Origin of the sequence: Arthrobacter sp. WCS2018Hpa-7 (assembly GCF_031843805.1) — a bacterium.
GTDB lineage: Bacteria > Actinomycetota > Actinomycetes > Actinomycetales > Micrococcaceae > Arthrobacter.
This window is the reverse complement of sequence record NZ_JAVTJB010000005.1, coordinates 46,736-68,894: the sequence shown is the minus strand read 5'-3', so window position 1 is coordinate 68,894 and position 22,159 is coordinate 46,736. Positions and strand designations below refer to the sequence as shown.

General features: G+C 62.6%; 21 protein-coding genes and 1 riboswitch. Of the genes, 7 read left to right on the top strand and 14 right to left on the bottom strand.

Annotation, left to right across the window (positions count from 1 at the left end; all coding sequences use genetic code 11):
* The first annotated feature begins 168 nt into the window (after window positions 1-168).
* On the top strand, window positions 169-1,152 hold the full coding sequence (locus tag RQH14_RS07600) for a trypsin-like peptidase domain-containing protein (RefSeq protein WP_311212703.1): 984 nt from the start codon (window positions 169-171) through the stop codon (window positions 1,150-1,152).
* Between the two features lie 7 nt (window positions 1,153-1,159).
* Here RQH14_RS07600 and RQH14_RS07595 read toward each other — a convergent pair whose 3' ends face one another.
* The gene (locus RQH14_RS07595) at window positions 1,160-1,489 is read right to left on the bottom strand and encodes a hypothetical protein (RefSeq protein ID WP_311212872.1); all 330 of its coding nucleotides are present in this window, start codon (window positions 1,487-1,489) and stop codon (window positions 1,160-1,162) included.
* A 76-nt stretch (window positions 1,490-1,565) separates the two neighbouring features.
* Here RQH14_RS07595 and RQH14_RS07590 point away from each other — a divergent pair, with 76 nt between their 5' ends.
* The gene (locus RQH14_RS07590) at window positions 1,566-3,011 is read left to right on the top strand and encodes an MFS transporter (protein ID WP_396136323.1); all 1,446 of its coding nucleotides are present in this window, start codon (window positions 1,566-1,568) and stop codon (window positions 3,009-3,011) included.
* A gap of 27 nt (window positions 3,012-3,038) precedes the next feature.
* Here RQH14_RS07590 and RQH14_RS07585 read toward each other — a convergent pair whose 3' ends face one another.
* The 7 genes from RQH14_RS07585 to RQH14_RS07555 form a co-directional block, all read right to left on the bottom strand.
* Window positions 3,039-3,752 (bottom strand): metal-dependent transcriptional regulator, encoded by a 714-nt coding sequence (locus RQH14_RS07585; protein WP_311212701.1) that lies wholly within the window; start codon window positions 3,750-3,752, stop codon window positions 3,039-3,041.
* A 9-nt stretch (window positions 3,753-3,761) separates the two neighbouring features.
* Entirely contained in the window at window positions 3,762-4,586 is an 825-nt protein-coding gene (locus RQH14_RS07580; RefSeq protein WP_311212871.1) for a class I SAM-dependent methyltransferase, read from the bottom strand.
* A 72-nt stretch (window positions 4,587-4,658) separates the two neighbouring features.
* Window positions 4,659-6,068 (bottom strand): aminotransferase class V-fold PLP-dependent enzyme, encoded by a 1,410-nt coding sequence (locus RQH14_RS07575; protein ID WP_311212700.1) that lies wholly within the window; start codon window positions 6,066-6,068, stop codon window positions 4,659-4,661.
* A 32-nt stretch (window positions 6,069-6,100) separates the two neighbouring features.
* A riboswitch (SAM riboswitch) is annotated at window positions 6,101-6,214 on the bottom strand.
* A gap of 185 nt (window positions 6,215-6,399) precedes the next feature.
* On the bottom strand, window positions 6,400-7,212 hold the full coding sequence (hisN, locus tag RQH14_RS07570) for a histidinol-phosphatase (RefSeq protein ID WP_311212699.1): 813 nt from the start codon (window positions 7,210-7,212) through the stop codon (window positions 6,400-6,402).
* A 54-nt stretch (window positions 7,213-7,266) separates the two neighbouring features.
* Complete coding sequence (locus tag RQH14_RS07565) at window positions 7,267-8,382, bottom strand: ribosome small subunit-dependent GTPase A (RefSeq protein WP_311212698.1); 1,116 nt, start codon at window positions 8,380-8,382, stop codon at window positions 7,267-7,269.
* Between the two features lie 2 nt (window positions 8,383-8,384).
* Window positions 8,385-9,755, bottom strand: a complete 1,371-nt coding sequence (aroA, locus tag RQH14_RS07560; RefSeq protein ID WP_311212697.1) for a 3-phosphoshikimate 1-carboxyvinyltransferase — start codon at window positions 9,753-9,755, stop codon at window positions 8,385-8,387.
* A gap of 6 nt (window positions 9,756-9,761) precedes the next feature.
* Window positions 9,762-10,277 carry a DoxX family membrane protein gene (locus tag RQH14_RS07555; RefSeq protein ID WP_311212696.1) on the bottom strand — a complete coding sequence of 172 codons (516 nt, stop codon included), beginning with the start codon at window positions 10,275-10,277 and terminating at the stop codon, window positions 9,762-9,764.
* Window positions 10,278-10,471: 194 nt separating this feature from the next.
* Between RQH14_RS07555 and RQH14_RS07550 the strand changes: the two genes are divergently transcribed.
* Together RQH14_RS07550 and rsrA are read left to right on the top strand one after the other, a co-directional pair.
* Window positions 10,472-11,266 (top strand): sigma-70 family RNA polymerase sigma factor, encoded by a 795-nt coding sequence (locus RQH14_RS07550; protein WP_396136322.1) that lies wholly within the window; start codon window positions 10,472-10,474, stop codon window positions 11,264-11,266.
* Window positions 11,263-11,523, top strand: coding sequence for a mycothiol system anti-sigma-R factor (gene rsrA / locus RQH14_RS07545; protein WP_089595572.1), 261 nt, complete (start codon window positions 11,263-11,265; stop codon window positions 11,521-11,523). Before RQH14_RS07550 ends, rsrA begins: the two co-directional genes overlap by 4 nt.
* A gap of 87 nt (window positions 11,524-11,610) precedes the next feature.
* Here the strand turns inward: rsrA and RQH14_RS23145 are convergent, their stop codons facing one another.
* The 4 genes from RQH14_RS23145 to RQH14_RS07530 all read right to left on the bottom strand — a co-directional run bounded on the left by RQH14_RS23145 (window position 11,611) and on the right by RQH14_RS07530 (window position 14,450).
* Complete coding sequence (locus tag RQH14_RS23145) at window positions 11,611-11,685, bottom strand: 50S ribosomal protein bL37 (RefSeq protein WP_369299106.1); 75 nt, start codon at window positions 11,683-11,685, stop codon at window positions 11,611-11,613.
* Window positions 11,686-11,798: 113 nt separating this feature from the next.
* On the bottom strand, window positions 11,799-12,413 hold the full coding sequence (locus RQH14_RS07540) for a PadR family transcriptional regulator (RefSeq protein WP_311212694.1): 615 nt from the start codon (window positions 12,411-12,413) through the stop codon (window positions 11,799-11,801).
* Entirely contained in the window at window positions 12,413-13,261 is an 849-nt protein-coding gene (locus RQH14_RS07535; RefSeq protein ID WP_311212693.1) for a DUF4097 family beta strand repeat-containing protein, read from the bottom strand. Before RQH14_RS07535 ends, RQH14_RS07540 begins: the two co-directional genes overlap by 1 nt.
* 82 nt (window positions 13,262-13,343) lie before the next feature.
* Window positions 13,344-14,450 carry a serine hydrolase domain-containing protein gene (locus RQH14_RS07530; RefSeq protein WP_311212870.1) on the bottom strand — a complete coding sequence of 369 codons (1,107 nt, stop codon included), beginning with the start codon at window positions 14,448-14,450 and terminating at the stop codon, window positions 13,344-13,346.
* A gap of 22 nt (window positions 14,451-14,472) precedes the next feature.
* On the opposite strand from RQH14_RS07530, the gene RQH14_RS07525 reads away from it, so the two are divergent.
* Complete coding sequence (locus RQH14_RS07525) at window positions 14,473-14,670, top strand: hypothetical protein (RefSeq protein ID WP_311212876.1); 198 nt, start codon at window positions 14,473-14,475, stop codon at window positions 14,668-14,670.
* Here the strand turns inward: RQH14_RS07525 and RQH14_RS07520 are convergent.
* Both RQH14_RS07520 and RQH14_RS07515 read right to left on the bottom strand, forming a co-directional pair.
* Complete coding sequence (locus tag RQH14_RS07520; RefSeq protein WP_207593932.1) at window positions 14,648-15,247, bottom strand: GDSL-type esterase/lipase family protein; 600 nt, start codon at window positions 15,245-15,247, stop codon at window positions 14,648-14,650. The two genes, RQH14_RS07525 and RQH14_RS07520, sit on opposite strands and share 23 nt — an antisense overlap.
* 138 nt (window positions 15,248-15,385) lie before the next feature.
* Window positions 15,386-19,183 carry a multifunctional oxoglutarate decarboxylase/oxoglutarate dehydrogenase thiamine pyrophosphate-binding subunit/dihydrolipoyllysine-residue succinyltransferase subunit gene (locus RQH14_RS07515; RefSeq protein ID WP_311212692.1) on the bottom strand — a complete coding sequence of 1,266 codons (3,798 nt, stop codon included), beginning with the start codon at window positions 19,181-19,183 and terminating at the stop codon, window positions 15,386-15,388.
* A gap of 489 nt (window positions 19,184-19,672) precedes the next feature.
* Between RQH14_RS07515 and RQH14_RS07510 the strand changes: the two genes are divergently transcribed.
* A complete protein-coding gene (locus RQH14_RS07510; protein ID WP_311212691.1) occupies window positions 19,673-21,022 on the top strand; it encodes a hemolysin family protein in 1,350 nt (449 codons plus the stop codon).
* Window positions 21,019-22,089 carry a hemolysin family protein gene (locus RQH14_RS07505; RefSeq protein ID WP_311212690.1) on the top strand — a complete coding sequence of 357 codons (1,071 nt, stop codon included), beginning with the start codon at window positions 21,019-21,021 and terminating at the stop codon, window positions 22,087-22,089. Before RQH14_RS07510 ends, RQH14_RS07505 begins: the two co-directional genes overlap by 4 nt.
* Window positions 22,090-22,159 lie beyond the last annotated feature (70 nt).

Genomic DNA, 22,159 nt, shown 5'->3' with positions numbered 1-22,159 from the left:
AAAGCCCCTGGATCCTTGTGATCCGGGGGTTTTTTCATGCCCGGACGCACAACGGCAGAAGACGTCCGCGTTCACCCACGGCGTACCGTCCGGAGGACTACCAGCCAAGGATTGGCAGTTGAACTGTATAAGCGGCAAACACGGCGGAGCACTGGCAGGAGGCATGTGATGAGCACTGAGCCGGAGTTCGAACTGCAGGAACCTGAGGACGACGAGGAGGCCCTGGACGCCTACTCGAAGATCGTGGTCCGGGTTGCGGAATTCGTGACACCCCACGTTGCCGCCATCGAGATGACCAGCACCGGCCGGAGGGGGCAGATCCGCAGGGGCAGTGGCTCGGCTGTGGTCTTCACCGGCGATGGATACATGCTGACGAACGCCCACGTGGTGGCTGGCATACAGTCGGGCAGGGCTGTGTTCGCTGATGGCAGGCAGACGGACGTGGAGTTGGTGGGCGCGGATCCTTTATCCGACCTCGCCGTGGTCCGTGGCGTGAAGTCGGCACCGCCCCCGGCAGTGTTGGGCAATGCCGAAACCCTGAAGGTGGGCCAGTTGGTGATCGCCGTGGGGAATCCGCTGGGACTGGCTGGCTCGGTGACTGCGGGCGTAGTCAGTGGGTTGGGCAGGTCCATTCCCGTCAAAGCGGGCGAGCATCGACGGGTCATCGAGGATGTCATCCAAACGGACGCTGCGCTGAATCCTGGGAATTCCGGCGGAGCGTTGGCCGATACCCGCGGACGCATCGTGGGCATTAATACTGCGGTAGCAGGACTGGGCCTGGGTTTGGCAGTGCCCATCAACACCACCACACAGCGCATCATCGCGTCCCTGCTGAGGGATGGCCGGGTACACCGCGCATATTTGGGTTTGGTGAGCACGCCAATCCCACTGGATGCCAGTGCCGTTGTACGGACTGGGCAGAAGGAAGGCCTGCGGGTGGTAGAGGTGATTCCCCGGTCTCCAGCGGAGCTGTCCGGGCTTCAACCGGGGGACGTCGTGCTCCGGGCGCAGGGGCGGGCTGTGTCCAGTGCCGAGAGCCTGCAGAAGTTGCTGTTCGAAGAAGCCATTGGCCAACCCTTCCCGTTGACAGTGCTCAGGGAAGGGAAATCCGTGCAAATTCTTGCGGTGCCCTCAGAGATGGTCCAGCCGTGAACCGAGACTAGGCTTTGCTCTCCGGAACATCGACGACGCCCACGAAGCGGCTGCCGACCCCTTCGTATTCGCTGCGTACTTCCCCGAGGAAGAGCTTGGGGAGGTCACTGTTCCGGTGGGTACCGCAGTAGACGAAGGAAAAGTCCGGCCACCACTTTTTGGGCCGAATGGCCTCGGAATAGCCGCACACAGCGCAGGTCAGATGGACCCAGACGGGGCGTTTGCCGGTGCGGTTGGCGCGCGACTGCACCAACCAAGCCGGGGGGTTGTCCTGCATTTCGCGGAGTTCGGCCTCGGAAAGCCTGGACGGAATACCGTGGCGCTGTGCCATTTCCATCGAAATATCAAGGGCCAATGCGGCATCACGTCTGCTGATCACCACTCAACGATACGGGACTTCACGGGCGTAGGCTGTGCTCATGACTGACGCTGCCGCGCTTCTGCCGAGTACTCCGCTCCAGAAACGCGTGCTGGTGGTGGCCATCGTGGCGTCGTTCATCGCCATCCTTGATGGTTTTGTGGTCAATCTCGCACTGCCTGCCATCGGGAGGGAACTTGGTGGCGGCCTGGTCATCCAGCAGTGGGTAGTAGACGCGTACCTGCTGACATTGGGTGCATTGATCCTGGTGGCCGGCTCCTTATCCGACCATTTCGGGAGGGCGCGAATCCTGGAATGGGGCCTTGCGGGTTTCGCTGTGACCTCGGTCTTGTGCGGGCTGGCGTGGAGCGGCGAAGTCCTGGTGGTGTCGCGGGCACTGCAGGGCATTGCCGGGGCCCTCCTGGTCCCGAGTTCGCTGGCCATGATTATTACCTCGTTCACCGGCCCGGCCCAATCCAAAGCCATCGGCCAGTGGTCCGGCTGGACCAGCGCTGCGGCCATCGTGGGTCCGTTGATTGGCGGCATGGCTGTGGACCTGCTCTCCTGGCGTGTCATCTTCTTCATCAATGTCATTCCCGCCGTTGCCATTTGGCCCATGTTGGCAGGCCTCCGGGCATCCGATGCCTCGAGGGACAAGAGCAAACGCATCGACTACCTCGGGGCCGTCCTGGCCATGGTGGGCCTCGGCGGTCCCGTTTTTGCGTTCATCGAACAGGGCCGCATGGGCTGGGGGAGCGTGCAGGTGTGGTTGCCTCTGGTGGCCGGCATCGCGGCCATGGCTCTTTTCCTGATCCATGAGGCCAGGACTGCCGAGCCAATGCTGCCACTCAGGCTCTTCGCGATCCGCAACTTCGGGTGGGGCAACCTGGCAACACTGGCCATTTACGGGGGAATTTCCCTAGGCTTCTTCGTTTTGGGAATCTATTTGCAGCAAGTTGGGGGCATGGCGGCCACCATGGCGGGCATCGCCCTGCTGCCTGGCACCGTTATCCTCATGCTCTGTGCCTCATATTTTGGTGGCCTTGCAGGGAAGTACGGGCCCAGATGGTTCATGACCGTGGGACCGCTGCTGTGTGGTGTGGGCTTCCTGATGTCGTTGTCGGTCCAGGAGCCGCTGAATTATTGGACCCAGGTACTGCCGGGACAGATCGTCTTCGGTTTGGGATTGGCGACCCTTGTAGCGCCCCTGACGGCCGCTATTCTTGGTGCGGTCCCGCCCGAGGAAGCGGGGATCGGTTCGGCGGTGAACAACGCCGTAGCCCGCATCGCCGGCCTGATCACCATTGCCTTCGCGGGGCTGATCGTGGGACCGGTCTTCAGCCGTGAAGGTTTGTACAACGCCCTGTTGGTCACGGCGGCACTGTTCCTGACCGGGGCAGCAGCTTCCGCCGTCGGGATCAGGAATCCTCCCAAGGGGGCGGCAGCTGCCGCCGACAGCGAACCGGATGCAGCGTCCGGCGACGGCGGGGCAGCCGGGTAGCCCGGCTGAGCTCTCGCCGGGGTTGGGTCAGCGGGCGGGAAGGACGCAGCCTTCGTGGGCTTCGGCGCTCTGGACCCAGAGTGCGGACGTGACTTCGTCGGCGAGATCGAACTCGCGGCCTGTGGCGCCGTTTCCAATCCGCACCACCAGTGCTCCGCCGAACGGTTTACGTCCGACCACTTCAACGGGGGCGTCGAGGGTGATCTCTTCCGCTGCAAGGTACCTGAGGAGATCGGGGTTCTCGTCGCTGATCCTGGTGATACGGCCGGAGTGTCCTTGGTCCAGTTCGATCATGCGGTAGGCGTGCGGCAGTTCAACGGAGCCATCCGCGGAGGGAATCGGATCGCCGTGCGGGTCCCTGACCGGGTGGCCAAGTTTGTCGGACATCCGCTCGATAAAGGTATCTGACACCGCATGCTCCAGCATCTCGGCTTCATCATGGACCTCATCCCAGCTGTACCCGAGTTCTTCCACCAGATAGGTCTCAATGAGGCGATGCCGGCGCACCATGGCAAGGGCCAGGCGCATACCCGCCGCGGTCAAGCGAATGGCGCTGTAGGGCTGGTGGTCCACCAACCCCTGGTCCTTGAGCTTGCGGACCATTTCTGACACGGAGGAATTGGCTACACCCAGGCGCTGGGCAAGCTGGGAGGACGTTATCGGCTTGTCTTGCCACTCTGTATACGAGTAGATGACCTTGACGTAGTCCTCTATCGAGGAGGAGGGCGTACTGGTCTTCACACCCCAAGCCTACCGTGGCTGCACAGGGCGCATCTTGAACGCCCGCCAGGTCTGCGTCACGTAGGGCAGCGGAACGGTCTCTCCCGGTGCGTGCCCGAGGTGCTCGTAGAGGTACCACTCCAGGTTGCCCATGACCTTCGCCCGGGTGGCGTGGTTGGCGCGGAGATAGTAGCTCCGTGACTTAGTGAGCTCCATGATGTCTTCCGGCGTCGCGTCGTCCGCCCACCGGGTGAAGTGGCTCTCCAAGCCGGCAAATTCCGGTCCGATAAGTGGACGGAACCCGGGCTTGTGGACGTCCCCTGCATGCATGATGCGCGAGAGCCGATGAACCCAGGGCACATCGGTGTCCAACTGGTTCCAGACCAGTCCCAAGGTCCCGTGCGGCCGCAGGATACGGGCTATCTCGGAGCTCGCGGCAAGGGGATCGCACCAATGCCAGGCCTGGGCAACACTGACGACGTCGAATGCTGAGTCCGTCAGTCCCGTTGCTTCGGCCGTTCCCTCCAATGCGCGGACGTGTGGATGGGACTTCCGCAGTTGCTCCAGCATGTCGGTGGAAGGGTCGACGGCGGTAACGTCCAGCCCGCGCTCCACGAGGAGCGCAGTGAACTTGCCAGTGCCGGCTCCCAGATCCGCAGCGGCGGTGGCTCCTTGGGGAACCAGCCATTCCACGGAGTCCAGGGGATATCCGGGCCGAACGCGATCGTAATGCTCTCCGCCGTCTTGGAAGCTCTGGCCGAACTCGTGGCGACGGTCAGCGTGGAGCTTGGGACCACGTGGTCCGGCAGGACCGGGAATGCCGGGCTGTCCGCTGGGGGCGGCCGGAGAACGCAATGCCACCAAAACTCCTTCACAGGGTCGCTGAAAGATACCCTACGAATTTACCGCAGCCGGGGTAAACCGCGCTTAGTCAACGGTGCAGGGAGCAGCGCCTGCTGTGCCGGGGGTGTTGGGAGCCCACTCCGGGTAGCTTCGGTGGTCGTTGGCAGGTACCCAGCGGCCCTCGTCCACCACGTAGTCCCAGCCCAGTCCGTTGCGCTTGAGCCCTTCGATGCCTGCGAGCAGCCTCGTGGCGTCCTCCAACCGGGAGCCGACGCCAAAGCTGGCACGCAAGGACCCGGAGGGAAGTCCGAGTCGCTTGAGCAGTGGGTGGGCGCAGAAGCGTCCATCCCGGAGGCCAACTCCGTGCTCGGCGGCCAGATAAGCGGCCACCAATCCGGCGTCGAATCCTTCCACGGAGAAATTGACCACACCAATGGTGTCGTCGGAGTCAGTGAAGATCTGGTGCACAGTCACGCCGTCGATGGCTTCCAGGCCGTCCACCAGGTACGTGCGGATGGCGGCTTCGTGGGTGTGCCACGCGTCTTGGTCCAACCCGGCGAGGACCTGCGTGGCGCGGGCGAGGGTTGCGGCACCCAGGACATTGGGGGACCCGCCTTCATGGCGGGCAGGGCCCGTTGCCCAGCTCACGGAGTCCAGGCGGGCTTCACGGACGGCGCCGCCACCAGCCAGGTGGGGAGTCCCGGCGTCGAGCCAGTCCGGGCGGCCCACTACGACGCCTGCGCCGAAGGGAGCATAGAGCTTGTGGCCGGAGAACACGACGTAGTCAACATCGGCCTCCGTGATGTTGATCCGGCGGTGAGGTGCCAGCTGTGCGGCATCGACTACGATCCTGGCGCCGTATTCGTGCGCAAGTGCTGCGAGTTCGGCGATCGGCAGGATTTCACCTGTCACGTTGGAGGCACCCGTGACGGCGAGCAGGCTGACCCCGCCTTGGGCCAATTCGTCGCGAAGCTTGTCCACTGTGGCGGCCAAGGTGGAGGCCGCCACGACGCTGCGGTGCGGGACACCCTGCCAGGGAAGAAGGTTGGCGTGGTGTTCGATGTCCAGGTACAGGACTTCCCCGGAGAAGCGGCCGTCGATCTGCGGCAGGCAGCCAGCCAGTAGGTTCAGGGAGTCTGTGGTGTTTCGCGTAAAAATCACGGAATCGTCAGGACGCCCACCGACGAACTCACGGACAATGTTGCGCGAATTCTCGTAGACCGACGTGCTGATCTGGGAGGCAAAGCCCGCGCCGCGGTGAACGCTGGCGTAGTAAGGGAGGACCTCGTTGAGGTAGGCCGAGACGATGGTCAGGGCCGGAGCCGATGCTCCGTAGTCCAGATTGGCATAGCGGACGTGGCCGCCCTGGATCAGGGGTGCCTGCAGCTCAGCGCCAGTGACGGCGGCGAGTGGCCGTGCTGCTGCAGCTGCCTGTGACGGGGTTTCGCCGGCAAAGGACGGAATGATGTTTGAATCGAACGTGACTGTGCTCATGGGACCTCACTCAAGAGGGACCCCCATAGGGGGATCCGCGCTTGCCGCATCCGTTCCGGACCGGCCGGGTCGTCACCCGGGGCACCCCACCGCGAATGGAGGGTTGCCGGCCAGCAAACCGGGGTTTAGCGCTGGCACTCGTGACCTGTAAAAAAGGTTAGGGCACCTCCAGCGGCCCCTCCAAAGTCACTTCGCTTTGTTAAGCACTTTGTTACGCCGGGTTGTAAATCGCCGGTTTGGCGAAGAAAAAACGGCGGAGGCCTCCAAAAGGAGGCTTCCGCCGTCGAATATTCGCTGAAAAGCAGCTTGTGAACCGTAAAGGGAACCTGCGCTAGAGGAGGTCGTCCAGGCCTGGGTTGAGCCGTTTGAGGACTTCCGAGTGAAGGATGGAGTTGGTGGCCAGCGCGTTGCCGCCGAACGGACCGTCGTCGCCTTCCAGGGAAGTGAAGCGGCCACCGGCCTCCGTGACGATCGGGACGAGAGCTGCCATGTCGTACAGGTTCAGCTCAGGCTCGCACGCGATGTCCACTGCGCCCTCGGCCACCAGGCAGTATGACCAGAAATCGCCGTAGGCCCGGGTTCGCCAGACATCCTCGGTAAGCCCCAGGAACTCGTCCAGGTTCCCGCGTTCCTTCCACCCGGACAGGCTTGAGTAGGACAAGGAGGCATCGGACAACTGGGAAACGTTGGAGACCTTCAACCGGGTGGCAGCGGCAAGGGACCGGCCCATGTAGGCACCCATGTCCTTGGCAGCCCACCAGCGTTTGCCCAAGGCGGGTGCACTGACGACGCCGACCACGGGTTCGCCCTCATCAACCAGTGCGATCAATGTTGCCCACACCGGCACGCCCCTGACGAAGTTCTTGGTCCCATCGATGGGATCAATGATCCAACGGCGTGAGCCGTGTCCGCTGCTGCCAAACTCCTCGCCAAGGACAGCGTCCCGGGGACGGGAACGGGAGAGCTGACCCCGGATGGCCTCCTCCGCTGCTTTGTCTGCGTCGGTGACAGGTGTGAGGTCTGGCTTGGTTTCGATCTTCAGGTCCAGAGCCTTGAAGCGGTCCATGGTCTGGGCATCGACAGAATCAGCGAGGACGTGGGCAAGGCGCAGGTCATCGTTGTAGGTGGAAACGGGATGGGTCATGCCACCAAACTATCCTGAAACGCGCGCTGCAGCGGGGACGTGAAGCCGCAACGATCAGTTGACCGTGCCCAGTTCCTTGGTCTCTTTTGCTTCCAGTCGGGGGTCGGCACCGAGCAAACGGCGCAATGAGGCCAACCGCGCTACCCCTGACGGTCCTGCATGGCCGTCGTTCACCCACGGATCCAGCCCGCAGTTGATGGCAGTGGCGTCGTGCTTGCAGCCCCGCTCACAGGCCTCCGTCCCGGGCTCAAGATCCGGAAACGAGTGCAGAATCCGGTCCGGGTCCACATGGGCAAGGCCAAAGGACCGGATACCGGGGGTATCGATGATCCAGCTGCCGGCCGGCGCGTCGGCGAGCTTCAGGGCCAAAGCGGAGGAGGACGTATGCCGTCCACGTCCTGTCACAGCGTTAACGCCGCCGGTGGCCCGCTCCGCCCCTGTCAGCGCATTGACCATGGTGGACTTGCCCACGCCCGAGTGGCCGAGCATCACGGTGACCTTGCCCCCGAGGTGGGAGCGCAATTGGGCAACGGCGTCCTTGTCCAGCCGTGCTGACAGGCCGTCATCGGAGCGGGCGTCGATGCCGCCTGCTTCGGAGTCTGCCGTGCGGCTGATGATCACCGGGAAGTCCAGGCTGAGGTAGTTGGCAAGCAATTCCGCCGGATCCCTGACGTCCGCCTTGGTGATGAGCAGCAGCGGCTCAATGCCGGCGTCGTAGGCTGCCACCAAGGCACGGTCGATGAATCCGGTGCGCGGTTCGGGGTTGGCGGCTGCAACAACAATGACCAATTGGTGGGCGTTGGCCACTACCACCCGTTCGATGGGGTCGGTGTCGTCAGCACTGCGCCGCAGGAGGGTTCGTCGTTCTTCCACCCGGACCAGCCGCGCGAGCGTGTCCGGCGAGCCGGAGACGTCCCCCACCAACGCGACGAAGTCCCCGGGTACTACCGGGTTCCGCCGCAGTTCGCGGGCGCGCGCAGCGATGACGACGCGTGCGTTCGCGGAGTCCTCGTCCACAATCGCCCTGTAGCGTCCGCGGTCCACGGTGATGATCCGGCCGATCACGGCGTCGTCGTGGCTGGGTCTGTCCTTGGTCCGTGGCCTGGAACCTTTTTTGTTGGGTCGGATCCGGACGTCGGATTCATCCCAGGAGCGTGCATCACGGCCCATGGTCAGTTCTTGGCCCCATCCGCGCTGGAGATGGTTTCCACCATTCGAGCCCACATTTCCGGGAACTCCGGCATGGTCTTGGAGGTGGTGGCAATGTCTTCCACCCTGACGCCTTCCACGGCGAGGCCCAGGATGGCGCCGGCAGTGGCCATGCGGTGGTCGGCGTAGCTGTGGACCACGCCGGCGTGCAGTGCCGCGGGGCGGATGATGAGGCCATCGGCGGTCTCTTCGGCGTCACCGCCCAGGGAGTTGATTTCGGCAACGAGTGCCGCGAGCCGGTCTGTTTCGTGGCCTCGGAGATGGGCAATCCCCGTCAGCCGCGAGGGGCCGGCGGCCAGGGCGCACAAGGCGGCAACGGTGGGTGCGAGTTCGCTGGTTTCGTCGAAGTCGGCGCCCTTGATGACCGGTCCACCGGTGACAGTGAGGGTCCCGTCTTCCATGGTGACGCTGGCTCCCATGGTGGCGAGGATGGTCCGCCACATATCGCCAACCTGGGTGGTGCCGGCCGGCCAATTGGTGACCCGTACCGTGCCCTGTGTCGCCAGGGCCGCGGCCAGGAAGGGACCGGCGTTGGAAAGGTCCTGCTCGATCCTCTGGTCAAAGGCGTTGATGGGTCCCGGGGAGACCCGCCAGTGGTTGGGTACTGAGTCATCCACACTGACGCCCACGCTGCGGAGGACCGCCACGGTCATGGTGATGTGGTCCAGGCTGGGTACGGGCTTGCCGACGTGCTCCAGGTGGAGGCCTTCGGTGAAACGGGCGCCGACCAGCAGCAGCGCGGACACGAACTGCGATGACGCGCTGGCATCGATCACTAAGTGGCCGCCCCGGACCTCGCCGGTGCCGTCCACTGTGAAGGGAAGGGCCGACGGCGTCCTGCCGCCTTCGGCTGCCACGGGGACTCCGAGGGCGGTCAACGCCTCGATGATGGTGCCCATGGGCCTGTTGCGGGCGTGGGGATCGCCGTCGAAGACGGTAGCTCCCTTGCGCAAGGCCGCCAGCGGAGGAACGAACCGCATGACGGTGCCGGCGAGGCCGCAGTCAATGGCTGTTCCGGCGCTTGGGGCAGCGGGATCCATCGGGGTGATCTCAAGGTCAGGGCCGTAGTCGCCGTCGCCAGGGACTTCCGTGACGGTGGCACCCAACTGCCGCAAAGCCTGGATCATGAGCGCGGAATCACGGGAATGCAGAGGAGCCCGCAGCCGCGAGGGACCATCCGCCAAAGCCGCCAACACGAGGAACCGGTTGGTCAGCGACTTTGAACCAGGTACCGTCACCGTGGCGTCCACGGGCCCTTTGGCGTAGGGTGCCGGCCAGAGAGGCAGCTCTGCGGCTGTGGTTGATCCGGTGTTTGCGGCGGTGGTACCTGTCATGCTTCCTTATGCTCCAACTGCGTTGTCTACGGCCTTGCGTACTGCTTTGTCTGCCCGCTTGATTTGCTTGCCCGTCACCTTTTTGGCGTCGGCAGCCAAGTGCTCCGCACGCCAGGCAATGCTCGGGCGTCCGTCGGTATCAACCGAGGCAAGAAGGACCCCGCCGGTCAGCGAGATGTTCTTCAGCAGCTGGGCCTTGCGTGCGCTCCGCCCTTCTTTGGTGCTGATGTCCGCTGAACGCCATTCAACGTAGGAGTTCAACGCCGACGTCACAGCCAGCACCGTTGCGGCAAAACGGGTGAGCTTCCCGAGCCCAAGCAATGCGCCGGCCCCCAGCTGGGCACCTCCGAGGAGGCGCGCGAGGGTCTTCTCATCGGTGGTGAAAGGCAGGGACTCCGAAGCCCGTCGAAGGACGGGAGAGAGCTGCTTGGCGGTGTCGTCCGCGTTCCTGAGCTTGTCAAGACCTGCGACGACGAAGCTGGACGCGAGCATGGGCCGCGCGAGAAAACGGATAACAGACATGTCTTGCCTCCTGGATGGCTTGCCACACTATGTCAATGGTTTTGTGTTCAGGTGTTGTGTTCAAGGGGTGCAGTCTGCTCTAGTCTTGCACCTTTGCGGAATAATTACCCAGCGGCGGCCGTTGTGAACTAGTGGTGCGGTGGAGACCGGACTGCGGCAAAGGTGTTGCCGCCTTGGTGAACGGAGTTGATTTCTTGACTTTGGTTAAGGACCGTGTGGTTCTACCGGAGCGCGGGTATGGGACACAGCCGGATTCCCCGCAGCTGACAGTAGACTTGGCAACGATGAGCACCACGGAACCGGCCGCAGCGGCCATGTACCAGGCGGCCGGCGCGGAAGACGCAGTGGCCGCACCCGACGTCGACGTCGCTTCGGAGACTCCTGAGCAGCGGCGGGCGCGCTTCGAGCGCGACGCCATGCAATATGTGGATCAGCTGTATTCGGCAGCCATGAGGATGGCGCGAAACCCTTCGGATGCGGAGGACCTGGTTCAGGAGGCCTACACCAAGGCATTTTCGGCTTTCCACCAGTACAAGCCGGGGACCAACCTCAAGGCATGGCTGTACCGCATCCTGACCAACACCTATATCAACCTCTACCGGAAGCGGCAGCGTGAGCCGCTGCAGTCCAACTCGGACACGATCGAGGATTGGCAGTTGGCCAAGGCTGAGTCGCACACTTCTGCGGGGTTGAGGTCCGCGGAAACTGAGGCGTTGGACCACCTGCCCGACTCCGATGTCAAAAACGCACTGCAATCCATTCCGGAGGAATTCCGGCTGGCTGTCTACTTCGCGGACGTCGAGGGCTACGCGTACAAGCAGATATCAGAAATCATGAACACTCCCATCGGCACGGTCATGTCACGGTTGCACCGCGGCAGGAAGATGCTGCGGGACATGCTGGCGGACTACGCCACCGAACGGGGCTTCAGGGCCCAAACCGAAGACCAGGCCGCGGCCGGAAGCAACAATCAGGAGAAAGAGAAATGAGCGACTGCCAGGGATTGGGCGATTGCGACGATACGCGAATGCAGCGGATCTACGAGTACCTCGACGGCGCGTTGACCCGCGAGGACCTCAGCGAGATCAAGCAGCACCTGGACACCTGCGAGGAGTGCTCCGAGCAGTATGACCTCGAGTGCCTCATCCGTACCATGGTCAAGCGGTCGTGCACCGAGTCAGCACCGGAGAACCTTAAGAACTCGATTCTGGACAGGATTCACTCCATCAAGCCGGTAGAAGCCTGATCGCAGGGTACACAAACGCCAAGGGCCCCGGAAACCTCATGGTTTCCGGGGCCCTCGCTCTTAAGCCTGTGACACTAAGCCGCTGGCTTAGGTGTTGGGACGCTTGCCGTGGTTCGCGCCGCCGCGCTTACGGTCACGACGCTTACGTGCACGCTTGCTCATAGCTGGCCTCCTTCAATGATTGATACTCAATAGAGCTGCCCTCCAGTTTCGCACATCCGGGTGCCGGGTCGCGAACCGGGAACGGTGTTGCGCCGGCAGAAGCCAACCCCACGTCAATTCCGCAGTGAATTCCTGATCGAGATGCGCGCCTGGTCAAGTACCGTACGCACTGTTTCCAGTGCCAAAGGCGTCAGCGGTTGTGAGGCACTGTGCAGACGCAGCTCTACCCGGATATCGTCCCTGAATGACTGGACCATCAGCTCGGCTTCTTTCACCAGCCGCTGGCCCTCAGGGGTGTAGCCGCCGGACCGGCTCCGGAAGGGTGCTGAGGTTGCGGTGGTGCGCGCCGCTTCAGCAGTGGCGGCGAGGTCCGCCCGCAGACCCCGCATGTTGGTCCGGATGTCTTCACGCAAGTTGTCGGCAAGCCGCCTGACGGAGGCAGAAATGGTGTTTTCGACGTCGGCCAACTCGTCCCTGCGGCCATCCAGTTCGGCGCGGCCTGCGTCGGTGATGAAGTACTTGGTGCGGCGGCCCTCGGTTTCGGTGGCCACCAAGCCCTCTTCTTCCAGCTTGCCCAGGCGCGGATAGATGGTGCCTGCGCTGGGGGAGTACGTGCCGCCAAACCTGTCGCCCAGGGCCTTGATCAATTCGTAGCCGTGCTTGGGCCCCGTTTCGAGCAACGCGAGCAAGTACAGGCGCAGGGCGCCGTGTGCAAAGACGGGAGGCATCAGAGCCCCGCTTCCCCGGGGACCTGGTGGTTGCTGTCTGTTGCCGGCGCTGACCCGTGCATGATGTAGGTCTTGCCGGAAACCGTGTTGGTGCGCACCAGCATGAGCTTTTCGTCCGGGCCTACAATCGTGTGCACGTTGCTGCCGGGCTGGGCATACATCTGGTCGTCGATCACTACGGTTCCACTGGCCGACTTGGCAACAATGTCCAGGCCGACGTCGTGGGGAAGCCTGATGGTCAGGTCGCCGGAGACCGAATTCGCCCCAAGGTCGTTTGTATAGTCCTGGAGATCGAAACTGAGGTCACCGCTGACAGTGCTGGCCCGGACGTTCTTGAACTTGCCCGAAGCGGTCACCTCGCCCGAGACGCTCTTGGCGGTCAGGACGCCGTCGTGGTTTCTGGCGATGACCTCGCCGCTGACGGTGTTCACGTGCAGTTCGCCGCAGGTTCCATCTGCCATAACGGAGCCTGAGACGGTGCTCAGGCGGGTGCGGCCGCTGATCCCGGACACCAGGCCGTCGCCGCTGACTGTTCCAGCCTCGACATCCACACCGGGTGGAAGGGCGATCCCGACAACCACCGAGTTGGTGCTGGTGTTGTTGACGGTGCCCATCAGGTTGCGGAACCATCCTTGCGGCCCTTGCAGCTGGTGGCGAACTTCCAAGCGGCCGTCCACGAGCGTCACAGTGAGGGGGTCTCCGGTGATTTCGCTGATTTCAATGCGGACAGAAGGCTGGTCGTGCGTCATGACGTCAAAACGGCCTTTGACGATTCCCAGCTTGAGAGAGCGGACGTCGTCCACATCAATGGTTTGCGGACCTGTCACGGTCCATAGTTCCTCAGACATGATCCCTCCAGATTGCGATATATCGCGTTTGATGAAATCACGATATATCGCGAATGGCCAGGAATCAATGGCCTGCGGAAAGTCAGGCGGCCGGTCGGTACACCTTGCCAATCAACGTGCGCGCAATGGTGGTAGCAGGGTCCCGCCCGTCGGCAGCGGGGGCCAGGTTGGTCCACACCACCAAGGTGACGGAGTTGACGGGGTCGTTTCCCATAAAGGTATTGAAGCCTGGCAACTCGCCGGTGTGCCCGTACAAATTGCCGAACTTGGCAATGCCCAAACCATAAGAAGCTCCGGCGGGATTGTCCGGATTGGTGGGGGTGACGCTGTCAAGCCGCTTCTGCTGGAGTTCGGGCTTCAGGAGCTTTCCGTTGACGAGGGCCTCGCCCAAAATCTTCAAATCTGCGGCTGTGGAGATGCCTGATCCTGCAGCCCATGCCCAGGACGGATTACCGTCAGTGACATCGTTCGGTGCCAGGGCGCCGGCAGTTGCTTCCTTCTGCATTTCCTCGGGGAGGGCCGGATTGGTCATGGTCAAGACGTTGTCCCCATAGAAATAGCCGCGGGGATGGGGCTCCGGAATGGCGTTGGACGAAAGCTCGGGAAAGACCGTCCCCGTCAATCCAAGTGGCTCGAAAATTCGCTCCCTGAAAAGGGTTGCAAGGGGCTTGCCTTCGACTTTTTCGGAGATCAGGCCCAGAAGAACGGTATTTGTGTTGGAGTAGTGAAATCCCTGCCCCGGGGCGAAATACGGTGGGTGCGCGAATGCCAAGGCAAGGAGTTCTTCCGGCTGCCAGACTTTTTGCGGATCCTGGTCCATGCCTGTGTTGAGCTCGAGTGTTTCGGTGTAGTTGAACAGGCCACTCCGCATGGTCAGCATTTGTTCAAGGGTGATTGCGTCTCCATTGGGGACGTCGGGACGGTACTTGGAGACGGGATCATCCAGTGCAAGTTTGCCTTCCTGCACCAATTGCAGGACCACGGTGGTGGTCCAGGTCTTGGTGACCGAACCCACCCGGATGTGGTCCTCGGCAGATACCGCACGGTCAGTACCCCGGCTCCCAGTGCCGTAGGACGCAGTCAGTGATCCACCGGGAGTCTGCAACAGCACCATGGCACCTGGCACCAGAAGTTCTTTTGCTGTGCGTTCGAATTCCGCACGGAGTGTCGCAGCATCGAAAGGCTGCAGCGCTCCAGACGCCGGAGGTGACGTGGATGATGGTGTCGCGGCGGGCGCTGACGCCGATGCCGCTGATGATGACGTTGTTGATGACGCCGTTGATGGAGCAGGCGGACCGGAACTGCAGGAGACTGTGGCTGCCAGGGCCGCGGCGGTGACCACTGTGAATGCTGCTCTGACAGAAACCTGCATCTTCCGCGTCATGGCTACTCCGGTTGAGCGATATTAAGCCATTGGAACCAGCCGCGGTGCAGGACGAGCCACGCAATTAATCCGTAGCCGGCCTGGCCCGGTGTTCCCCCATTGGCTGCGAGGTCCGTCCTCCACTGCTCATGATTGAGCAAGGGAGAGAACGTGTCAACGTAGTGGTGGTTGCGTCGCGTGGTGACATCGGCAAAGGCTGTGTTGAGTTCTGCGAGCCGTTTGTTCCGTGCCGGGTCCAGCGTGGGCGGCGGTCCCACCACGAAGACCTCCACACTGCTGTGCGAGGCACCGTCGAGAATGTTGGCCAGGTTCAAGCGGCTGCGGGCCGTGGAGAGGCCGAACTCCAGATCGCGGCCTGAAAGCCCGATCACCAGACGATTCTCATGGGTGTCGCTGAAGCGCCTTCCCGCTTCGTCCTGCCATCGGGCTGCCAAGCCCTCCGTGCCTTCCATGGGGCAGGGGAGCGGGAAACTCTCCACTACGACGGCGTCCTGGGGCGTGCGGGCCAGCACTCGTCCGAGCCAACCCAAGGCGCGGGGATCCCCCAGGCCCGCGAGCAGTTCATCTCCTACAGCTGCGATTCGCAGCTTCCTGTCTTCCACGGTTACCTCTTCACACTCGTTACGGTCCTTGCACGGTTTGCCGGATCATCGGCCGGTTCTGCAACCGGATACCTGTCCCATTAAACAGAACTGCCCGGCCTGAGGGGCGCATTCGCTCTTCAGGCCGGGCAGTTTCGCTTACTTGCGTTCGAACGCCTGCTTGATCAGGGCATCCTGCTCAGCGGCGTGGCGCTTCATGGAACCGGCAGCCGTGGAGGCAGATGCCGGACGCGAGACCAGCCGGAGCTTGCGGTCAAGCTCCGGAGCCAGGTTCAGGCCCATGAACGGCCACGGACCCTGGTTGGCGGGTTCGTCCTGCGCCCAAACGATGTCAGCGTTCGGGTACTTGGCCAACTCTGCGTCAATCTCAGCCTTGGGCAGCGGGTACAGCTGCTCAACGCGGATGATGGCAGTGGAGGTATCGCCGGACTTCTGCCGGTTGGACAGGAGGTCGTAGTACAACCGGCCCGAGACCAGGATGACGCGGTCCACGTTGGCAGGCTGAACTTCCGGGTCGGCAATGACCGGCCGGAAGCCACCAGTGGTGAAGTCTTCGACGGCGGATGCGGCGCCCTTGAGGCGGAGCAGCTGCTTCGGCGTGAAGATGATCAACGGCTTGCGCGGACGGCTGTAGGCCTGGCGTCGCAACAGGTGGAAGTGCGAGGCCGCGGTGGTGGGGTTGGCCACGATCATGTTGTCCTCGGCGCACATCTGCAGGAAGCGCTCAATGCGTGCAGAAGAGTGGTCCGGTCCCTGGCCTTCATATCCGTGCGGAAGCATGAGTACCAGCGACGAGCGCTGGCCCCACTTTTGCTCAGCCGAGGAAATGAACTCGTCAATGATGGTCTGGGCGCCGTTGACGAAGTCACCGAACTGCGCTTCCCACAGGACCAAGGCATCCGGGCGCTCCACCGAGTATCCGTATTCGAAGCCCATGGCTGCGTATTCGGACAGCAGGGAGTCGTAGATCCACAGCTTGGCCTGATCATCGGACAGGTTGCCCAGCGGCAGCCACTCGTTGCCGTTGGCTCGGTCGTGGAAGACGGCGTGACGCTGCACGAACGTTCCGCGGCGGGAGTCCTGTCCGGCCAACCGGACTGGTACGCCCTCCATGATCAGCGAGCCAAAGGCCGCGATCTCGCCGAAGCCCCAGTCGATGCCGCCTTCACGGGACATCTGCTCGCGCTTCTCCAAGAGCTGCTTGAGCTTGGAGTGGACGGTGAAGCCGTCCGGAATTTCCAGGTGTGCCTTGCCGATCCGGGCAAGGGTCTCCGTGGAAATGGCAGTGGACGCCGGGGAGTTGGTCCCGAAGTCGGCCTGCTGGGCGATGGGGCGCTCGATGTCCGAGACAGCTGCGGAATCCGCCGTGATGATCGGGATCGGCGAGGTCTGCGCTGCGTGCGTCTCAGCGAAGACGCGCTCGAGGCGCTCCTGGTAGTCGCGGAGCAACTGCTCTGCTTCTTCCTCGGTGATATCTCCACGGCCGATGAGTGACTCGGTGTACAGCTTGCGGACGGAGCGCTTGGCTTCAATCAGGTTGTACATGAGCGGCTGCGTCATCGAGGGGTCGTCGCCCTCGTTGTGGCCGCGACGGCGGTAGCAGACCATGTCGATGACAACGTCCTTGTGGAAACGCTGACGGAACTCGTAGGCGAGCTGTGCAACACGCACTACGGCCTCGGGGTCGTCGCCGTTCACGTGGAACACCGGTGCCTGGATCATCTTGGCAACGTCCGTGGAGTACGTGGACGAACGCGATGACGACGGCGCCGTGGTGAAGCCAACCTGGTTGTTGACGATCACGTGGATAGTGCCGCCGGTGCGGTAGCCACGCAGCTGCGAGAGGTTGAGGGTTTCAGCCACAACACCCTGGCCGGCGAACGCGGCGTCACCGTGGACCATGATGGGCAGGACGGGGAACGACTCGCCCTGATCCAGCCTGTCCTGCTTGGCCCGGACGATGCCCTCTAGGACGGAGTCCACAGCCTCGAGGTGGGACGGGTTGGCGGCGAGGTAGACCTTGGTCTGCTTGCCGTTGTCCGAGGTGAAGGTACCTTCGGTGCCGAGGTGGTACTTGACGTCACCGGAGCCCTGCACGGAGCGAGGGTCCTGGGTGCCTTCGAATTCGCGGAAGACCTGTGCGTAGGTCTTGCCGGCGATGTTGGTCAGCACGTTGAGGCGGCCGCGGTGGGCCATGCCGATGGCAACTTCGTCCAGACCGTCGTCCGCAGCATCCGAGATAACGGCGTCGAGCAACGGAATCAGTGACTCGCCGCCCTCCAGCGAGAAGCGCTTCTGGCCAACGAACTTGGTCTGCAGGAACGTTTCGAAAGCTTCTGCGGCGTTGAGCTTGGAAACGATGCGCAGCTGCTCTTCACGGCTCGGCTTGGAGTAGGGGTGCTCCAGCTGGTCCTGGAACCACTTGCGTTCTGCAGGTTCCTGGATGTGCATGTACTCAATGCCCGTGGTGCGGCAGTATGCGTCACGCAAGACCCCGAGGATGTCGCGGAACTTAAGCTGCGGCTTGCCGCCGAACCCGCCGGTGGGCCATTCGCGGTCCAGGTCCCACAGGGTGAGGCCGTAGGTGAGGACGTCAAGGTCCGGGTGCTTGCGCTGGACGTACTCCAGGGGATCGGTGTCCGCCATCAGGTGGCCGCGCACGCGGTAGGAGTGGATCAGCTGCTGGATGCGGGCAACCTTGTTGATCTCGTCGGCAGGGTCCACTTGGAGGTCCGGGCTCCAGCGGACAGGCTCGTAGGGAATGCGCAGGGCTTCAAAGATTTCGTCATAGAAGTTCTGCGCACCGAGCAGGAGCTGATGGACAAGCTTGAGGAACTCGCCGCTGCCGGCGCCCTGGATGACCCGGTGGTCATAGGTGGACGTCAGCGTGAGGATCTTGCTGATGGCGTTCTGGGCGAGGATCTTCTCGCTGGCGCCCTGGAACTCTGCGGGGTAGTCAAGGGCACCGACGCCGATGATGGCGGCCTGGCCCTTGGAGAGGCGAGGCACGGAGTGCACGGTGCCGATGCCACCGGGGTTGGTCAACGAGACCGTGGTACCGGCGTGGTCGTCTGCCGTCAGCTTGCCGTTACGGGCGCGCTTGATCAGGTCCTCATAGGTGTGCCAGAACTCAGCAAAGTCCATGGTCTCGGCCTTCTTGATGTTGGGAACCATCAGGAGGCGTGTGCCATCGGGCTTGGGCATGTCAATGGCGATGCCGAAGTTGACGTGTGCGGGCTGCACAGCACTGGGCTTGCCATCAATTTCGTCGTAGTAGACGTTCATCGACGGGAACTGGGACAACGCACGGACAACGGCGTAGCCGATGAGGTGCGTAAAGGAGACCTTGCCACCGCGGGCACGGGCAAGGTTGGAGTTGATGACCACCCGGTTGTCGATGAGCAGCTTGGCGGGAACTGCCCGGACACTCGTGGCGGTAGGTACTTCCAGGCTTGTCACCATGTTGGTGGCGATGGCCTTGGCCGGGCCCCGGAGGACGGAAACCACATCTTCCTCAGGTGCCGTGGGCGCCTTGGTGCTCTTGGGCAGCTGCGCAGGAATGGGCTGGGCGGTGGTTCCGGCTGCGGGCTTCTTTGCTCCGTCCCGGGCTACGGTGGCCGGTGCTTTCTTTGCCGGGGCGGGTGCCGCCGGTGCAGCCGGTTCCGCGGCAGCGGCAGGAGCGGCCGGCGCCGGTGCCGGAGCCGCTGCAGCCGGGGCTACCACGGGAAGTACTTGGGTGGGTGGATTGGCAGCTGAGGGAGCTGCGGAGGTTCCGTTGGAAGAAGTGCCGTCAGCAGAAGCAAAGGATTCAAAGAGCGGCCACCACTTGGTGTCGACCGAATTCTTGTCCTGTTGGTACCGCTCGTACAGTTCGTCAACGAGCCACTCGTTTCCGCCAAATTCCTCTGGTAGACGGTGGCTGGGCTGCTCTGGCACTTGAAATACGCCTCTTCCATGAGTGTTGTTTTCCCGCTGGCCAAAGTTGCTTTTCCGCAACGATGGGACAGGGTCCGGGTCCCGCGAACTCAGACCCCTGACAGTCTAGTTAGGATCGTTGGTTAACTGCCAATAGTGGTGACCTAAATCATGTTGCGGCTGACTTAGTGGGGTGACACTTCTTTTTTGTCGCGGAGTCAGGCCTGCTGTTGGAGGTGCCCGGGGGGTGGACTGTAGACTGAAACTCTTATGGACAGTAAATCTAGGTGCCGGCCTGGGAACTGTCGGGGGAGCCAATCTGGCAACTCCGCACAGCGTGCCCGTCGAGCCGGCAATACCCGTTCACATGCCCATCACGCGCCGGCGCTCACAGCCGGTGGTTCCTCGGACCATGCGTCCGCGGGACCCGACCAGCCTCCGCCGGGGCGAATCCCCCCGCTGAAGGCGCCCTCCCCATTGCACACGCCCACTCATGGAGTGATGCGCTAAGTGGAATGGATTCTTCTCCTCGCCGGCTTTGCCTTGATCCTGGGTACCGGCTTCTTTGTAGCAGTTGAGTTTTCCCTGGTTGCTTTGGACCAATCGAGCGTTCAGCGTGCGGTTGATAACGGCGATCATGCTGCCGCCCCACTGCTGAAGTGCCTCAAGTCACTGTCCACACAGCTCTCCAGTTGCCAGCTCGGGATTACCCTGACCACGCTGCTGACCGGCTTCGTCATGGAGCCCTCCTTGGGGCAACTTCTTGGGGGACCGCTTGCGTCCCTGGGGCTTAGCCCGGATGCTGCGCATTCGGTGGCCTTGATCCTGGCGATGGCTGTCGCCACCCTCTTGTCGATGCTGATCGGCGAATTGGTTCCCAAGAACATGGCCATCGCCCTTGCGTTCCCTTTGGGCAAACGCCTGGCCCGGCCCCAGCTGATGTTCACGGCCGTTTTCAAGCCGGCCATCGTGGTTCTTAATGGGTTCTCGAACAAGGTGCTGAATCTGTTCGGCCTTGAAGCCAAGGAAGAGATCTCCGGGGCAAGGACCCCCGCAGAGCTGGCTTCCCTGGTGAGGCGCTCCGCTGAGCTGGGGACTTTGGACGCCGGGACCGCTAATTTTGTTGCCCGCACCCTGAACTTTTCCGGGCGCACGGCAGCAGATGTCATGACACCACGTATCCGCATGGAAACGATCGACGCGGACCAGCCTGTATCCGACATCCTCGACGCCGCACGGCGCACCGGATATTCGCGGTTCCCCATTATTGGTGATTCCACGGACGATATCCGCGGCGTGGTGCACGTCAAGAAAGCTGTTGCTGTCCCGGCCGAACGCCGGGCCAAGCTGGAGGCCGGCGCGATCATGACCGATGTCCTGCAGGTTCCCGAAACCATTCACCTGGATGCGCTGCTTTCCGAGTTGCGCGAGGGCAACCTGCAGTTGGCCGTCGTGCTGGACGAGTACGGCGGAACCGCAGGAATCACCACCCTTGAGGACCTGGTGGAAGAGATCGTCGGTGAGGTCGCCGACGAGCACGACAAAGTCCGCCCGGGAGTGCTGCAGAGCGCGTCCGGCGACTGGTACTTCCCGGGACTCTTGCGGCCGGATGAAGTTTCCGAGCAGATACCCAACCTCACGGTCCCCGACGAGTCCGCCTACGAGACTGTGGGCGGCTATGTCATGAGCCAGCTTGGTCGCATAGCCAGGACGGGGGACGTCGTGGAAACGGTAGGCGGGACGCTTACGGTGACCAGGATGGACGGCCGAAGGATCGACCGGATTTGCTTCCATCATGTGGAAGCGGATCACACCCAGGAGAACGCAGAAAATCCGCGTCACGAAGCGGGTGCCGTATGAGTGACTGGGTAGGAATTGTCTGGCTCGTCGTTCTCCTGATCGGCAACGCCTTCTTCGTCGGCGCCGAGTTTGCCGTCATGTCTGCACGCCGCAGCCAGATCGAGCCCTTGGCTGAAGCGGGATCAAAGCGCGCGCAGACAACCCTGCGCGCCATGGAAAACGTGTCGTTGATGCTTGCCTGTGCACAACTGGGTATCACCGTCTGTTCCCTGTTGATCCTTCAGGTTGCCGAGCCGGCCATCCATCACTTGTTGGCTGAGCCCCTTGAGCTGGTTGGCGTTCCGGTTGAATTGGCGGACATCATCGCCTTTGCGATCGCCTTGCTGTTCGTCACGTTCCTGCATGTCACGTTTGGCGAGATGGTTCCCAAGAACATCTCGGTTTCGGTGGCCGACAAGGCCGCACTGTTGTTGGCGCCCCCGTTGATGTTCATTGCACGCTTGGTGAACCCGATCATCTGGACGCTGAACTGGTTGGCCAACCACATCCTTCGGCTGATGAAGATCGAGCCCAAGGACGAGGTATCCTCCTCGTTCACGCTGGAGGAAGTGCAGTCGATCGTCCAGGAGTCCACGCGCCATGGTTTGGTGGACGACGAAACCGGTTTGTTGAGCGGTGCACTGGAGTTCTCCGAGCACACGGCTTCGCACATCATGGTTCCCTTGGACAAATTGGTGGTGCTCAAGACTGCCTCTACTCCAGTAGACCTGGAAAAGGCGGTCAGCCGCACGGGATTCTCCCGTTTTCCCATGGTGGACGACGACGGCGAACTTGCCGGCTACCTGCACGTGAAGGACATCCTGTCCATCCCGGACGAGGGCAGAAGGCATCCCATCGCCGAGGGGCGCATCCGTTCCTTTGCCAACCTTGCACCGGACGACGAAATCGAGCAGGCCATGTCCGTCATGCAACGGACGGGCTCGCACCTGGCCCGTGTCATCGGCGCCGGCGGTGAGACCCAAGGTGTCCTCTTCCTGGAGGACGTTATTGAACAGTTGGTTGGTGAGATCCGCGACGCCACGCAGGCGACGGGCATCCGCCGTTATGGAGATCAACAGGTCAAGTAGCACCACGGAACAATCCGGCGCCGATCGCATCAGATCGGCGCCGGTCTTGTCTAAATAGGAATCATTCCCA